We start from the raw sequence: 14,412 nt of genomic DNA on the forward strand, positions 1-14,412 counted from the left end.
GACGCCGGAGGACGGCCCCGGCCCGAGAGAGATGGATTGATACGCCGGGGTGACCTACCGGCGGGCAATGGCCGACGAGGACGGCGACGACGGGACGGCTGCGGTCGAGGGGCCGCTGTGGACGGAGACCCACGCGCCGGCGCTTTCGGACCTGCCCCAGCCGGAGGTCCGCGACCACCTGGAGAGCGTCGTCTCCGAGCCGATGAACCTGCTGGTCCACGGGCCGAAAGGCGCCGGCAAGACCGCCGCGGTCCGCGCGCTGGCCGACGAACTCCACGACAACCCCGACGCCGACCTCGTGGAGATCAACGTCGCCGACTTCTTCGACATGACGAAAAAGGAGGTCAGCGAGGACGATCGGTTCGCGCAGTTCATCGACAGCAAGCGTCGCCGGGAGTCCTCGAAGGCGGACCTGATCAACCACGTCCTCAAGGAGTCGGCGAGCTACCAGCCGGTCTCGGGGTCGTACAAGACGGTCCTGCTGGACAACGCCGAGGGCGTCCGCGAGGACTTCCAGCAGGCGCTCCGTCGCGTGATGGAGCAGTACTACGAGGCGACGCAGTTCGTCATCGCGACGCGCCAGCCCTCGGCGCTGATCCCGCCGATCCGCTCGCGGTGTTTCCCCGTCTCGGTGCGCAAGCCGACTCACGACGAGACCGTCGCCGTGCTGGAGGACATCGTCGACGCGGAGGGCGCCGACTACGACGACGAGGGCGTCGAGTACGTCGCGGGGTACGCCGACGGCGACCTCCGGGAGGCGATCCTGGCCGCCCAGACCACCCACGAACAGGAGGGCGAGATCACCATGAACACCGCCTACGAGGTGCTGGGGTCGCTGGGCGCCGACGAGCGGGTCCAGGAGATGGTCACCGCCGCCGAGGCCGGCGAGTTCACCGACGCCCGGTCGACGCTGGACGACCTGCTGGTCGACGAGGGCCACAGCGGCGAGGAGGTGCTGGAGGACGTGCTAACCGTCGCCCGGTCGCGCTACTCCGGCGCCGACCTGGCGCGGGTCCACCGGCTGGCCGGCGAGATCGACGTGGACCTCCACGAGGGCACGAACGACCGCATCCACGTCTCGCACCTGCTCGCCGAACTCGGCGAGATGCACACGTAGCGGTCGGGTTTTCGGGACGAACGGGCGCTCACTCGGTCACGACTTCGAAGCGCGCGCCGCCGTTCTCGCTCTCGGTCGCCGAGATCGACCAGCCGTGGGCGTCGACGATCTCCGAGACGATGCCGAGCCCGAGGCCGGTCCCGTCCTCGCTCGTCGTGTGGCCGAGTTCGAAGACCTCGGCGCGCTCGTCGGGCGGGATGCCGGGGCCGTCGTCTTCGACGAAAAAGCCCCGTCCGTCGGGCAGGTCGCCGACGCGGATGGTCACGTCGTCCGGGCCGTGGTCCGCGGCGTTGCGGAAGCAGTTCTCGAACAGCTGTCGGAGCCGCGAGGGGTCGGCCGCGAGGGCGAGGTCGCCGTCGACGGCGAGGGTGGCCTCGGGCGCGTCGGTCGTCGCCCAGGCCTCGTCGGCGACCGCGGCGAGGGCGACGACTTCGGTCCCGTCGACGGCCGTGCCCTCCCGCGCGAGCGTGAGCATGTCCTCGACGAGGTCGGACATGCGGTCGACCGAGCGCCGCATCGGTTCGACCTGGTCGGCGAGCGACTCGTCGCCGGCGAAGGGGTCCCCGTCGTCGGACGGGTCCGCCGCGTCGGCGACCTCTTCGAGATGGCTCAGTCGCCCGTCCAGCACCTGGATCGGGTTGCGGAGGTCGTGGCTGACGATGCTCGCGAACTCCTCGAGGCGCTCGTTCTTCCGTTCGAGCTCGCGCTTGCGGCGGCGCCGTTCGGTCACGTCGCGCATCACCACGGCGACGTTGCGCCGGTCGTCGAGGATCATCGGCTTGACGTTCGTCTCGACGTAGCGCTCCTCCCCGTCCGGTCGCTCGACGACGACCGTTTCGGTCCGTTCCGCCGACCGCTCGGCCGCCGCGTCGTCGGCGCTCGCGCCCGTTTCGGTCGCGACCGCGGCGTCGGTCCCGTCGTCGACCGCCGCCTCCCGGAGGTCCTCGGGCGACTCGGCCCCGTCACCGGCTCCCTCGGCGGCGTCGTTCTCCGCTTCCGCGGCGAGGACCCGCTCGATCTGGGACTCGATCTCGCCCCTGGTCGTCGGCGGGAGCGCGTCGAGTTCGGCGATGTGGCGCCAGTGGATGTCGTCGCGGTCGACGCCGAACGCCTCGCAGAAGGCGTCGTTGACGTAGATGACGTGCCCCTCCGAGAGCACCAGCGCCGGGTCCGGCGTCGCGTGGAACAGCGAGGCGAACCGCTCCTCGGCGCGCTCGTACGAGCGGGCCAGATCCGTCGACAGCGACCGCCGCGAGAGGAGGTTCTCCAGCCGCCGGAAGAGGACGGCCTTCTCGACGGGGATCTGGACCACGTCGTCGACGACGTACAGCCCGTCGATGCTCTCCCAGCTCTCGGGGTCGAGCCCCTCGCTCAGCGGCTCCTCGGTCGCCAGCACGACCGGCGCGAACACCGGGTCGGCGCGGTCTTTCCACGTCCGCAGCCGCTCGCGGTGGGCGGCGAACCCCTCCGGGTCGACCAGACAGAGGTCCGTGTCGGCGAACGGCCCCCCGCCGTCGCCGCCCTCGTCGGCGGCGGTGCCCTCGTCGTCGAGACCGCTCACGACCTCGTAGGTGTCGCCGAGCCACTCGGCCAGCAGTTCCCGGTTGCGGTCGTGGGCCACGAGCACACGGACGCGGTCGGGCGGGCCGTCGGTGCTCGCCCCCATCACTCCTCCGCGTCGACGAACTCGGGCGTCCCGCGGAGGACGCCCCGCAGGCCCGTCAGCGGCTCGCCGACGGCGATCCCCTCGCCGGTGATCCGGAACTCCCGGAGAGTGCGTTCGAAGTCGCCGACCCGCTTTTTCAGGACGCCCGCGACCTTCCGGAGCTCGCCCTCTATCTCCAGGTACGAGAGGAAGACGACGTTGTCCGCGAGGTAGCTGATCCCGGAGTTGGTCGCCCGGAACTCGCCGGTGACGGTGTCGATCTCGTCGATCAGGACCACCGTCACGCCCATGTTCTTCAGGTAGCGACCGAGCGCGTGGAGCTCGCGAACGAGGTCGTCGTCGTCGCCCTGCATCGAGAGCTTGTACCCGCGGACGCCGTCGACCATGACGACGCGCGTGTCGCGCTCCTCGACCTCACGGCGGACCCGCTGGGCGAACTCCTGGGGCGAGGTCGTCAGCGGCTCGACTTCCTCGACGACGAGGGTGGCCTCCTCGCGCATCGACGACACCGGCAGGCCGATGGCCTCCGAGCGGTGTTCGAAGGTGTCGAGCGACTCCTCCAGGAGGAAGACCGCCGAGCGCTCGCCGCGGCCGGCCGCCTCGCGGAGGAACTGCGTCCCCGTCGTGGTCTTGCCGACGCCCGTGGGGCCGCTGACGACGGTGATCGTCCCGCGCTCGATGCCACCGCCGAGCAGCTCGTCGAACGCGGGGATGCCCGAGGGGATGGGCTCGGTGTCGAAGCCGGCGCCGTGGGCCGACGGGACCAGCTGGGGGTAGACGTGGATGCCGTCGCCGCGGATCGCCATCCCGTGCGGGCCGGCCCGTTTGTCCGACCCGCGGAACTTCGGGACCGTCAGCCGTCGACGGTCGTTCTCGTAGGCCAGTTCGACGATGCCGTCGCTCATGAACTGCAGGTCGTCGTCCGGGGAGTCGGGGGTCGTCTGGGAGGTGAAGAGAACCGTCGCGTCGTGCTCTTCGAGGAATCGGGTAAAGGAGATGATCTGCTTGCGGAACTGGTAGTCGTCGCCGGTCAGGTAGCGAAACTGCGTGACGGGGTCGACGAACACCCGGTCGGGGTCGCGCTCCTCGACGCGCTCGGCGATGCGCTCGGTGAGGTCGTCGCCCTCGACCTCGTCGGCGCCGAAGACGCTGTAGGACTGGTCCTCGGCGAAGAAATCGGATGACGGCGACAGGTCGAGCACGTCGACGCCCTCGAGGTCGAAGCCCAGCGACGCGGCGTTGGCCCGCACGTCGGCCTCGTCCTCTTCGAGGTTGATGAACAGGTTCCGCTCGCCGGCCGCGACGCCCGCGGTCACGAAGTGCAGTCCGAGAACGGTCTTCCCCGAGCCCGGCTGGCCCCGGGCGAGGTAGCTCCGCCCGTCGATCAGCCCGCCCTCCAGCACCTCGTCGAGACCCGGGACGCCGGTCGTCACCCGCGCGAGTGAATCGTCGTCGGAAGTCATGCGAGTGTATTCGACGCGTGGAGTATAGAGTTGTCGCGCTCATTTCGAATCGTGATAGCGTCGCGGCGGGCGACCGGATCACGAGTGGTCGTGCCCGGGCCCGTGGTAGACGCTCCGGAGGACGCTCACGCCAGTACCGCCGAGTACCAGGACCCAGAACCCGACCGCGAGGGCGGCCCCGAACTCGCCCGGCGGCGCACGAGCGAAGTCGGCGGCCAGCCACACCGCGAGCGCGAACGACCCCATCCCGACGAGCGCCAGCCCCGCTCTGACGGGGCGCGTCCGGACGACCCGCTGGCAGAACGACCGGGCCCGTGGAGAGGCGTACGGAACCAGGAACAGGAGCGCCGTGGCGCTGTAGAGGGCGACCGGCGTCCAGCCGCCCGAGGCGGTGACGCCGCCGAGTACGACGGTGTCGTACGCGCCGAGGGCGGCGACGAGCGCCGCCAACAGACCCAGTACCAGTCGGGAGCGGCGTCGCTCGGGCACGGTCGCCCCATCTCCCGGACGTGATAAACGAGTGTTGATTCGGTGGTCGGCGGTCAGTCCACTCCCGACAGCAGGTCCCGACCGACCGCGACGGCGACCCAGAGGCCGAACGTTCCGAGGGTTCCGTAGAACGCGACGCCGAAGACAGAGCCCGGGTCGAGGTCGCGTCCGGTGGCGGTCAGGTACACTGCGAACCAGCAGAGTCCGGTCGCCCCCAGCGACATCACCAGCATCGTGGCCTGTACCGGTCGCGCGTTCGCCACCCTGGCGCCCGCGGTGCGGACGCGCTCGGAGCCGTGGGCGGCGAACCCGCCGACCGCGAGCAGCGCCCACTGGACGAGCCACAGCGTCCCGACGCCCTCTCCCAGCCAGCGGAAACCGAGTCCGGCGAGGAGGAACCCGGTCCCCATCGCTCCGACCAGACGCCATCCGTTATCCACCACAATTGTCAGATCGATTCACCGACACGAGTGACGTATCTTTCGGACGCGTGTCGTCGGGGGGTCGACTCACCCCGTTAGCGGGTTCGAAATCCTTTTACGCGCTTCGGGGGGAGTATTGGGCAACGAACCATGGACATCGACATCATCGAGGAAGACGAGAATCCGATGTTGCATCGGACGGACGTGCGCTTCGAGATGACCCACGACGAGGCGACGCCCTCGCGGCTCTCCGTGCGCGACTCCCTGGCGGCCAAGCTCAACAAGGACGCCGAGGAAGTCGTCGTCCACGAGCTGGACACCAAGTTCGGCATGCGCAAGACCGTCGGCTACGCGAAGGTCTACGACGACGCCGAGTACGCCCGCGACGTCGAGCAGGACCACATGCTCGAACGCAACAAGATCGTCGCCGACGACGGCGAGGCCGAAGAGGCCGAGGAGGCGTAGATGCCGCGCCACGAGTTCTACGACGACGACGGCACCACCGACCGCGAGCAGTGCCCCCGCTGCGGCGACACCTTCCTCGCCGACCACGGCGACCGCCAGCACTGCGGCAAGTGCGGCTACACCGAGTGGGAGTAGGTCCCGCCGTTTCCGCCGTTTCAGAGACCCCGTAGCCGCTGCACCGGGATTTTTCGCCACTCTCGACTGCGCCGGACGGAAGGTTGATGCCGGCGCCGCCGGAACTGCCGCCTGAATGACCAGTCCCTCCACGGAGCGGATAGCGAGCGACGGTTCGGGAGTCCGGGCCATCGGTGCCGAGATGCGGAACCTCTGGACAGCGCTGGCCGCGATCGCCGCGTTTCTGGTCGGCAGCGTGGCGACGTGGTACGCGTTGCGCGTCTCAGTCTGGCCCGTGTTGAAGTCCGATCTGGTGTCGGCGACCGGCATCACCGTCGTCGCCACCACGCCGTGGGACGTGATCCTCCTGCAGGCACAGGTCGCGGCCGGGGTCGGAGTCCTGCTCGCGGTCGAGACGGTCCTCTATCGGAGCCGCAGCGCGCTGCTGAGCGAGCGGTGGTGGCCGGGCGAACCGCTCTCGGCGGGAGTCCGCGTGCTCCTCGTCGCCGTCGGCATCGCGCTGTTGCCGGTCGGGACCGCGCTGGGCTACGACCACGTCGTCCCCGTCGTCGTCGACCTCGTGGCGAGCGACGGCACCACGTGGCCCATCGTGCGGTGGGGTCGAATCGCGACAGGCGTCGCCACGGTGTCCGGAGTGGCCGCCCAGATCGTGTTCGTCGGTGCGGTCGTCGCTCTCGGTGGGCGAACGAGATAGCTCGGCCGGTGCCCGCCCCAGACCGAACTCGTCTTTTCCGTGCGCAGCGGAGCATCGCGGACCACACGGCCGCGAGCGCGTCGGACGGGGACTGATCGATCCAGCGCGTTGGGCATCGAGGGGGCCGCCTGGACGGCCAGCGCAGCCGTCTACGAGGTCGAGACTGGTGTCCCCAGAAGATTGATAGCCGCGATGGTGAAAAATTGCGTTCGAATGACTGGTTCACCTACCCGAGAGCGAGCGGCGGGCGGCGGGTCGGCGGTCGGGAGCGTCCTCGGTGAAGCGCGAAACGACCTGTGGGCGCTCCTCGCGGCAGCCCTCGCGTTCCTGTTCGGTTCGCTGACGACGTTTCTGACGATGCACCGGATCGTCTGGCCGGTTCTGAAACGCGACGCGATCGCGGCCGTGGGTGCCGAGACGGGCATAATCGATCTCACGCCCTTCGACGTGATCTTCCTCAAGGCGCAGGTCGCGCTCGCGGTCGGGCTACTGTTCGCACTGGAGGCGGTCGTCTACCGCGCTCGTCGCACGCCGGAACTTCGTCGGTGGTGGCCCGGCGACCCGCTCCCCGCGACGGTGCGCGTCGGGCTCGTCCTCGTCGGCGTCGCGCTGTTCCCGGTGGGGGCGATCCTCGGCTACGACCACCTCGTCCCGGTGGTCTTCGAGTTCGCGATGGGGTCCGACCCCTCGTGGTTGATCGTCCGCTGGGCGCGGATCGCGTCGGTGACTTCGTTCGCGTCGGGGCTGGCGGCCCAACTGGCGCTGGTCGGCGTCGTCGTGAGCCTGGGCAGCCGAGGCGAAGACGGGCGAAGCGGATGAGCGGAACCGCGCCGTCGCGCACGGTGGTGCTGGTCGCGCTCGTCGCGTCGGCCGCCGTGCTCTCGGGCTGTCTCGGCCTCGGGGTCGAGTCGGCGGACGGCATCGTCGTCGAGAACGACGACGACACGCCCCACGAAGTGACCCTCGTATTCGACCGCGGTCGGAGCTACGACATCGAGAACGGGACGGTCACCGTCGAAGCGGATGGCCGAAAGCATCTGGACGGGTTCATCCCTCACTCCGACACCAACTACCCGTTCTATCTGCACGTGTTCGTCGACGGAACGTACGTGAACACGACCGCCCACCAGTGGGAAGGCGACCTCCGACTGGTCCTCGACGGCGGCGAGGTGAGCGCGAACTACTCCGCGCCGTTGCCTGACTCGGAAGCGAAGCGCCACTTCGGAAATGACTCGGCACAGGAGACCGACACGGTCGACCGAAGTACGTCTCAGTGACACATTCATACTGCCGCCGCTCGAAGGGCGAACGGGGAGACAATCAATGCCAGACTTCGACGGCAAGACAGCGATCGTGACGGGTGCGAGCGGCGGTATCGGCGAGGCGGCGGCGAAACGCTTCGCCGAGGCGGGCGCGTCGGTGGTCGTCGCCGACCTGAAAGTCGAGGAAGGCGAGGCAACAGTCGCGGACATCGAGGAGGCGGGCGGGCAGGCGACGTTCGTCGAGACGGACGTGAGCGACCCGCGGGACGCAGGCGCGATGGTCGACGTAGCGGTCGACGCCTACGGCGGGCTGGACTTCGCGTTCAACAACGCCGGTGTCGAGGGCGAGCGCGAGGCGACGAGCGACCAGTCGGTCGACAACTTCGAGCGGGTGGTCGACATCAACCTGAAGGGCGTGTTCCTCGGAATGCGCACCGAGATACCGGTCATGCTCGACAGCGGCGGCGGCGCGGTCGTCAACACCTCGTCGATCGCCGGACAGCTCGGTTTCCCGGAGATCAGTCCGTACGTCGCGAGCAAGTTCGGCGTGATCGGCCTGACGAAGACCGCGGCGCTGGAGTACAGCGGCGAGGGCGTCCGCGTCAACGCGGTGTGTCCCGGCGTCATCGACACGCCGATGGTGCAGCAGTCGCGGGAGGAGGACCCCGAGATGATGGAGCAGACCGAGGCCGCGACGCCGATCGGCCGGCTCGGCGAACCCGAGGAGATCGGTGACGCCGCCGTCTGGCTCTGCTCGGACGAGGCGTCGTTCGTGACCGGCGAAGCGATGACGGTCGACGGCGGGTACACGAGTCAGTAGTTCCCGACGACGCCGGTCGGTGGATCGCGGTCGCCGGCGACAGACTCCGACGGTGGCCGCCGCCCCCAGACCGAAGTCGTCTTTTCGCTGGCCGGCCGACGCGGTAGCAAGCGAATGGCTCCGACCTCGTCACCGGCCGGCGCGTCCGACGACATCCAGCGCGTGCTGGGCATCGAGGGGACCGCCTGGGCGGCCAGCGCCGCCGTCTACGAGGTCGAGAGCGACGAGGTGAGCATCGAGAGCGACCCCTACCAGCCCGAGAGCGGCGGCATCCACCCCCGCGAGGCCGCCGAGCACATGAGCGAGGCCGTCCCGAGCGTCGTCGAGACGATGCTCGAAGCGGCCGGCGAGCGGGCGGCCGAGGAGGGCCGGGACCCCGAGGACGCCCCGATCGACGCGGTCGCCTTCTCCCGCGGCCCCGGTCTGGGTCCCTGCCTGCGCATCGTCGGGACGGCGGCTCGCGCCGTCGCCCAGCGGTTCGACGTGCCGCTCGTGGGAGTCAACCACATGGTCGCCCACCTGGAGATCGGTCGCCACTACTCGGGCTTCGACGCGCCCGTCTGTCTCAACGCCAGCGGCGCCAACGCGCACGTCCTCGCCTACCGGAACGGCCGCTACCGCGTGCTCGGCGAGACGATGGACACCGGCGTCGGCAACGCGCTGGACAAGTTCACCCGCCATGTCGGCTGGTCCCACCCCGGTGGGCCGAAGGTCGAAAACCACGCGAAATCGGGCGAGTACGTCGACCTCCCCTACGTCGTCAAGGGGATGGATTTCTCCTTCTCGGGGATCATGAGCGCGGCGAAGGAGGAGTACGACTCCGGGACACCCGTCGAGGACGTGTGTCGCGGCCTGGAGGAGACCGTCTTCGCGATGCTGACGGAGGTCAGCGAGCGGGCGCTGTCGCTGACCGGCCGGGAGGCGCTCGTCCTCGGCGGCGGCGTCGGGCAGAACGAGCGCCTCCAGGGGATGCTCCGGGAGATGTGCGCCCAGCGCGGCGCCGACCTGCACGTCCCGGAGGATCGGTTCCTGCGGGACAACGCGGGGATGATCGCGGTACTGGGCGCGAAGATGGCCGCCGGGGGCGACACGCTCGCTATCGAGGAGTCGGCCATCGACGCCGACTTCCGGCCCGACGAGGTGCCGGTGACCTGGCGGGCCGGCGAGCCCGAACCGGCGCCCGCCGCGTCGACGCGGGTCGAGGTGGGCGACGCGGCCCAACAGCAGGGCGCCGAAGCGACCGTCTCGATCGAGGGCGACCGCGTGGTCAAGCGGCGCGTGCCTCGCTCCTATCGCCACCCCGCGCTCGACGAGCGGCTGCGCCGCGAGCGGACGCGGGTCGAGGCGAGACTCACCAGCGAGGCGCGCCGCCGTGGCGTCCCGACGCCGCTCGTCCTCGACGTGGACACCGCCGAGTCGACGATCACCTTCCAGCGGGTCGGCGACCGCGATCTGGACGCCGGGCTGACCGCCGAGCGGGCGCGGGCGGTGGGCCGCCACCTCGCGACGATCCACGACGCCGGGTTCGTCCACGGCGACCCGACGACCCGCAACGTCCGCGTCGCGTCGGACACCGGCGACGGCGACCGCGTCTTCCTCATCGACTTCGGGCTGGGCTATCACACCGGCCACGAGGAGGACCACGCGATGGATCTGCACGTCTTCGCCCAGAGCCTCGCCGGGACGGCCGACGACGCCGACCGACTGCAGGCCGCCGCCGAGGACGCCTACCGCGCGACCAGCGATCGGGGCGATATCGTCCTCGACCGCCTCCGGGCGGTCGAGGGGCGGGGCCGCTACCAGTGACCGCCCCGGCGCGGTCGCCCCGGCTGTCGGCGTTCCTGTCGCTCGTCACCAATGAGTTTTAAATAGCAGTCGGCGAACATACGAACACTATGGACCGACCGCTTGTGGTCTACGACGACGAGAACACGGAACTGCTCGAAGAGGCGGGGGAGATTGCGTCGGGCGTCGACGCCCAGCTGATCGTCCTCTCGCTGATGACCGCGGACGAGTTCAGAGAGGCCCGCGAGGCGCTCGACGTGGTCGCCCAGGAGGAACACACCGCCTACGACGACAGCGTCGTCATCGACGCGGCGAAGAAACAGGCCCGCGAGGCGGCCAAGGATCTCTTCGACGACGACGTCGACTACCGCGTCATCGGTGCTCGGATCGGCGACGGCGAGAGCGAGGCCGACCGCATCCTCGAGGTCGCCGACGACAACGGCGTCGACCACGTGTTCATCACCGGGCAGAAGCGCTCGCCGACGGGGAAAGCCGTCTTCGGCGACCGCGTCCAGTCGATCATCCTCAACTTCGACGGCCCGGTGACGAGCCTGCTCGGCTGACGGACACCAGCCCGCTCGGGTAACGGAAGACTTACTCCGTCCGACCCGCTGGCCGGACACGATGGGCGACCAGCAGCCCCGGCGACGACGGACCTTCCTCCGGCGCGCCGGGACGAGTGCGCTCGCCCTGGCGACGCTCGGCGCCGCCGGACCCGGCGCCGCATCGACAGTCCCCGAGAGCGACGCGGCCGGCGACCGATCGGACTCCGGTGGCGCCCCCGCCGGTTCCGGGTCAGACCCCTCGGCCGCGCTCGACCTGCAGTCGGCCGTCTCGGCCGGGCCGACGCGGTGGCCGCAGTTCCAGGCGGACGCGGTCAACAGCGGATTCACGGACGTTCCGGGGCCCGCCGAGGCGTCGACCGCCTGGACGTTCGACACCGGGTCGCCCGGTCGGGCGACGGTCACGGCGACGGCGGCGGCGACCGGGACGCCCGCCGACGGTACCTCCGACGACCCGACCGACAACGTCGTCTCCTCGCCGGCCGTCGCCGACGGCACCGTCTACGTCGGCAGCAACAGTGGGAGCCTCTACGCCGTCGACGCCGCGAGCGGGGCGGAGCAGTGGGCCTACGGGACCGGCTCGGGCCCCGACTCCAGGGAGGAAGTGATGTCCTCGCCGGCCGTCGTCGACGGCACCGTCTACGTCGGGAGCCACGACGGACGCCTCCACGCCGTCGACGCCGAGAGCGGCGAGGGTGAGTGGACCTTCGAGACCGACGGCACCGTCTTCGCGTCGCCGACCTACCGCGACGGGACGCTCTACGTCGGCAGCCAGGCCGGGACGATGTACGCGGTCGACACCGCCGGCGAGGAGGTCTGGAGCACGTCGGTCGCCGACCGCGTCGACTCGACGGCCGCCGTCGTCGACGACACGGTGTACGTCGGCCGCTGGAACGACGACCGCACCGGCAGCGTGGTCGCGCTCGACGCCGCGAGCGGCGAGGAGACCCTGACGTACGAGGCCCGCGGCGAGGTCGCCTGCTCGCCGACCGTGACCGGCAGCGTCGTCTACTTCGGCGACTACACGGGCGTGATCTACGCCATCGACGCCGGCAGGGCCGAACTCGTCTGGGGCCGCCAGCTCGGCGGGCCGGTGCTCTCCTCGCCGGTCGTCGTCGACGGCACCGTCTACGTCGGGAGCTTCGGCGGTACCTTCTGGGCGCTCGACGCCGCCAACGGCGACATCGAGTGGTCGTACGAGACCGACGACCAGATATTCAGCTCCCCCGCCATCACCGGCGACACCGTCTACGTCGGCAGCGGGGATGCGAACCTCTACGCGATCGACCGTGAGAGCGGGCGGGAACAGTTCGCCGTCGAGACGGACGGGCCGGTCCTCTCCTCGCCCGCGGTGACCGCCGGCGCGGTCTTCGTCGGCAGCAGCGACAGTTTCGTCTACGCCGTCGGCGACCCGACCGGCGGCGAGTCCGTGAGCGCGACGCCGCCCGGCGGGACGGACGGGTCGCCGTCGGGGACGCCCGACACGGGCGGGTCGGGAGCCCCCGAGGAGACGACCGCCGGCGACGGCCCCGGCTTCGGCGCCGTCGGCGCGCTCGCCGGCCTCGGCCTCGGCGCCTGGCACCGGGTGCGAACCGGGAGCCCCGACGACACCGGACCGGACGCGGACGACTGACGGCGGAGCGGCCTGTCGCGATCCGCCGCGATCTGACAGGATCGATCGACGTTCCGGGCGGTTCGGCCGTGACCCCGGCACGGTGCCGTCGCTTGCGGTGGAAAACGACTTAACGGGGCCGCCCGTATCCTGGCACATGGTCGACAAGCCCACTTCGGGGTCGCTGTTCGGCATTCCGTACAACTTCGAGCAGCCCAGTCTCAAGCGGATGCTCTCGACGTACTGGCAGCCCGGCGAGGGGATGCTCGTCGAGAAACCGTTCGGCGTCGGCTACACGCTCAACCTCGCCTCCTGGCGCTCGTGGGTCGTCCTCGCGGTCGCCGGCGCCCTCTGGTGGCAGGGGAACCAGAGCGCCGGCGAGGCCGAGTTCGACGAGGAAGCAGACGAGGACCCGGTCGAAGTCGTCGTCGAGGACTGAGTGCCGACGCCGTTTCTCCGCTCGCTTCGACGCCGGAGCGACGGCGCCGGCGCTCGGATCGACGCGACTTTGGCCGCCCGAGCGTAGCCCTCGGGTATGACCGTCACCTTCGTCACCACGAATCCGGGAAAGGTCAACGAGGCCCGTGAGTACCTCGCCGAGCCGGTCGAACAGCTCGACTTCGACACGCCGGAGATCCAGAGTGCGGACCTGGGCGCCATCGCCGCCCACAAGGCCCGAGCGGCCTACGAGCACGCGGGCGAGCCGGTGTTCGTCGACGACGCCGGGCTGTTCGTCGACGCCTTCGACGGGTTCCCCGGCCCCTACTCCTCGTACGTCCACGACACCGTCGGCGTCGAGCGCGTCTGGCGACTGACCAGCGAGGAGGACGACCGCGCCGCCAGTTTCCGCGGCGTCGTCGCCTACTGCGACGGCCAGGAGTTCGAAGCGACGCCCGAGCCGGTTGACCGCGAGGACCGTCGAGGTCGAGACCTCGCGGCCGACGAGCGCGGAGCGGCGACGACCGACGAACAGGTCCGGACAGACGACGGAGACGGCGATGCCCTCCCCGTCAAGCTCTTCTACGGCGTCGTCCCGGGCGAGATCGTCGCACCCCGCGGCGACGGCGGGTTCGGCTACGACCCCATCTTCGAGTACGACGACCGCACGTTCGCCGAGATGGACCCCGACGAGAAGAACGCCGTCTCCCACCGCGGGCGCGCGCTGGCGAAGTTCGCCGACTGGCTCGCCGAGCGCGACACCCCCGAGTGAGTGTCCAACGGGGCGCCGCAGCTCACGCCCGCGGGTCCCGATCGGGACCGGGATACTCGCCGCCCTCGACCGCCTCGTACAGCGATTCGGCGTCGAAGACGGCCGCGAAGGCCCGCGGGGACCTGACGCTGGCCTCGACGCGCCCGCGGATCGCCGCGCCCGCCGCCGCCGACCCCAGGGACTCGTCGAAGGTGAGGACGTGCATCGCACCGCCGTGCAGCGCCGACGCCAGTGCCGGGTGGTCGCCCGCCGGGTGGTCGACCGGCTCGCGGAGCGCCTCGACGCGCTCGCGCCAGTCGGCAGCGATCTCGGAGTCGGCCAGGTCGGCGATCACCGCCTCGGCGTCGTCCAGCAACGGGTCGCTCGCGACGAGGGCCACCCACGAGTGAGCGCGGACGTGGTCGAGCGCCTCGCGGGCGTCGCCGCCGACCAGGAGATCGGCCGCGAGCACGTCCGCGTCCGCGACGATCCGGGCGGGACTCGCCTCGGTCACGGCTCCTCACCCGACTCCGTCCGCCGCTTGCGAAGCGCGGTCCGGACCGCCTCGCTCGTCACCTCGCGGCCGGCGGCGCGCTCGAAGAGGTCGTCCCAGGTCATGCCCGAGTCGACGGGTCTCGGCCGGGTAAAACGTGCGGGTCGACCGCTCAGTTCGTGTCGCTTGTCGAGGAGTGGTTTCTGTTGGATGAGTCGTGAACGGAAGTCGACCGAC

Annotated in this window: 17 protein-coding genes; 12 read left to right on the forward strand and 5 right to left on the reverse strand. The window is 70.5% G+C overall.

What is annotated here, in order from left to right:
• Nucleotides 1–67: 67 nt before the first annotated feature.
• Entirely contained in the window at nt 68–1,117 is a 1,050-nt protein-coding gene (locus HZS54_RS00005; RefSeq protein WP_179919938.1) for an AAA family ATPase, read from the forward strand.
• A 28-nt stretch (nt 1,118–1,145) separates the two neighbouring features.
• Here the strand turns inward: HZS54_RS00005 and HZS54_RS00010 are convergent, their stop codons facing one another.
• The 4 genes from HZS54_RS00010 to HZS54_RS00025 all read right to left on the reverse strand — a co-directional run bounded on the left by HZS54_RS00010 (nt 1,146) and on the right by HZS54_RS00025 (nt 5,145).
• Nucleotides 1,146–2,783: a sensor histidine kinase gene (locus HZS54_RS00010; protein ID WP_179919939.1), complete on the reverse strand. Its 1,638-nt coding sequence runs from the start codon at nt 2,781–2,783 to the stop codon at nt 1,146–1,148.
• Complete coding sequence (locus HZS54_RS00015) at nt 2,783–4,246, reverse strand: ATPase domain-containing protein (protein WP_179919940.1); 1,464 nt, start codon at nt 4,244–4,246, stop codon at nt 2,783–2,785. Before HZS54_RS00015 ends, HZS54_RS00010 begins: the two co-directional genes overlap by 1 nt.
• A gap of 78 nt (nt 4,247–4,324) precedes the next feature.
• Nucleotides 4,325–4,735 (reverse strand): hypothetical protein, encoded by a 411-nt coding sequence (locus HZS54_RS00020; protein WP_179919941.1) that lies wholly within the window; start codon nt 4,733–4,735, stop codon nt 4,325–4,327.
• A 53-nt stretch (nt 4,736–4,788) separates the two neighbouring features.
• On the reverse strand, nt 4,789–5,145 hold the full coding sequence (locus HZS54_RS00025; protein ID WP_179919942.1) for a hypothetical protein: 357 nt from the start codon (nt 5,143–5,145) through the stop codon (nt 4,789–4,791).
• Nucleotides 5,146–5,307: 162 nt separating this feature from the next.
• Between HZS54_RS00025 and HZS54_RS00030 the strand changes: the two genes are divergently transcribed.
• The 11 genes from HZS54_RS00030 to HZS54_RS00080 all read left to right on the forward strand — a co-directional run bounded on the left by HZS54_RS00030 (nt 5,308) and on the right by HZS54_RS00080 (nt 13,703).
• A complete protein-coding gene (locus tag HZS54_RS00030; RefSeq protein ID WP_179919943.1) occupies nt 5,308–5,622 on the forward strand; it encodes a 30S ribosomal protein S24e in 315 nt (104 codons plus the stop codon).
• Nucleotides 5,623–5,757, forward strand: a complete 135-nt coding sequence (locus HZS54_RS00035; RefSeq protein WP_179919944.1) for a 30S ribosomal protein S27ae — start codon at nt 5,623–5,625, stop codon at nt 5,755–5,757.
• A 115-nt stretch (nt 5,758–5,872) separates the two neighbouring features.
• Nucleotides 5,873–6,451 carry a twin-arginine translocase subunit TatC gene (locus HZS54_RS00040; protein ID WP_179919945.1) on the forward strand — a complete coding sequence of 193 codons (579 nt, stop codon included), beginning with the start codon at nt 5,873–5,875 and terminating at the stop codon, nt 6,449–6,451.
• A 213-nt stretch (nt 6,452–6,664) separates the two neighbouring features.
• On the forward strand, nt 6,665–7,270 hold the full coding sequence (locus tag HZS54_RS00045; protein WP_179919946.1) for a twin-arginine translocase subunit TatC: 606 nt from the start codon (nt 6,665–6,667) through the stop codon (nt 7,268–7,270).
• Nucleotides 7,267–7,728, forward strand: coding sequence for a hypothetical protein (locus HZS54_RS00050; RefSeq protein WP_179919947.1), 462 nt, complete (start codon nt 7,267–7,269; stop codon nt 7,726–7,728). The genes HZS54_RS00045 and HZS54_RS00050 overlap by 4 nt, the downstream gene beginning before the upstream one ends.
• A gap of 46 nt (nt 7,729–7,774) precedes the next feature.
• Nucleotides 7,775–8,533, forward strand: a complete 759-nt coding sequence (locus HZS54_RS00055; protein ID WP_179919948.1) for a glucose 1-dehydrogenase — start codon at nt 7,775–7,777, stop codon at nt 8,531–8,533.
• Between the two features lie 114 nt (nt 8,534–8,647).
• Nucleotides 8,648–10,339: a bifunctional N(6)-L-threonylcarbamoyladenine synthase/serine/threonine protein kinase gene (locus HZS54_RS00060; protein ID WP_179919949.1), complete on the forward strand. Its 1,692-nt coding sequence runs from the start codon at nt 8,648–8,650 to the stop codon at nt 10,337–10,339.
• 89 nt (nt 10,340–10,428) lie between these two features.
• Nucleotides 10,429–10,881, forward strand: a complete 453-nt coding sequence (locus HZS54_RS00065) for a universal stress protein (RefSeq protein ID WP_179919950.1) — start codon at nt 10,429–10,431, stop codon at nt 10,879–10,881.
• A gap of 61 nt (nt 10,882–10,942) precedes the next feature.
• On the forward strand, nt 10,943–12,514 hold the full coding sequence (locus tag HZS54_RS00070; RefSeq protein ID WP_179919951.1) for a beta-alanine-activating enzyme beta-propeller domain-containing protein: 1,572 nt from the start codon (nt 10,943–10,945) through the stop codon (nt 12,512–12,514).
• Between the two features lie 136 nt (nt 12,515–12,650).
• The gene (locus tag HZS54_RS00075; RefSeq protein ID WP_179919952.1) at nt 12,651–12,932 is read left to right on the forward strand and encodes a DUF5808 domain-containing protein; all 282 of its coding nucleotides are present in this window, start codon (nt 12,651–12,653) and stop codon (nt 12,930–12,932) included.
• 96 nt (nt 12,933–13,028) lie between these two features.
• Entirely contained in the window at nt 13,029–13,703 is a 675-nt protein-coding gene (locus HZS54_RS00080) for a non-canonical purine NTP pyrophosphatase (protein ID WP_179919953.1), read from the forward strand.
• A 22-nt stretch (nt 13,704–13,725) separates the two neighbouring features.
• Here the strand turns inward: HZS54_RS00080 and HZS54_RS00085 are convergent, their stop codons facing one another.
• The gene (locus tag HZS54_RS00085; RefSeq protein ID WP_179919954.1) at nt 13,726–14,196 is read right to left on the reverse strand and encodes a DUF7384 family protein; all 471 of its coding nucleotides are present in this window, start codon (nt 14,194–14,196) and stop codon (nt 13,726–13,728) included.
• Nucleotides 14,197–14,412: the final 216 nt, after the last annotated feature.

Source organism: Halosimplex pelagicum, from assembly GCF_013415905.1.
Taxonomy (GTDB): Archaea; Halobacteriota; Halobacteria; order Halobacteriales; family Haloarculaceae; genus Halosimplex; species Halosimplex pelagicum.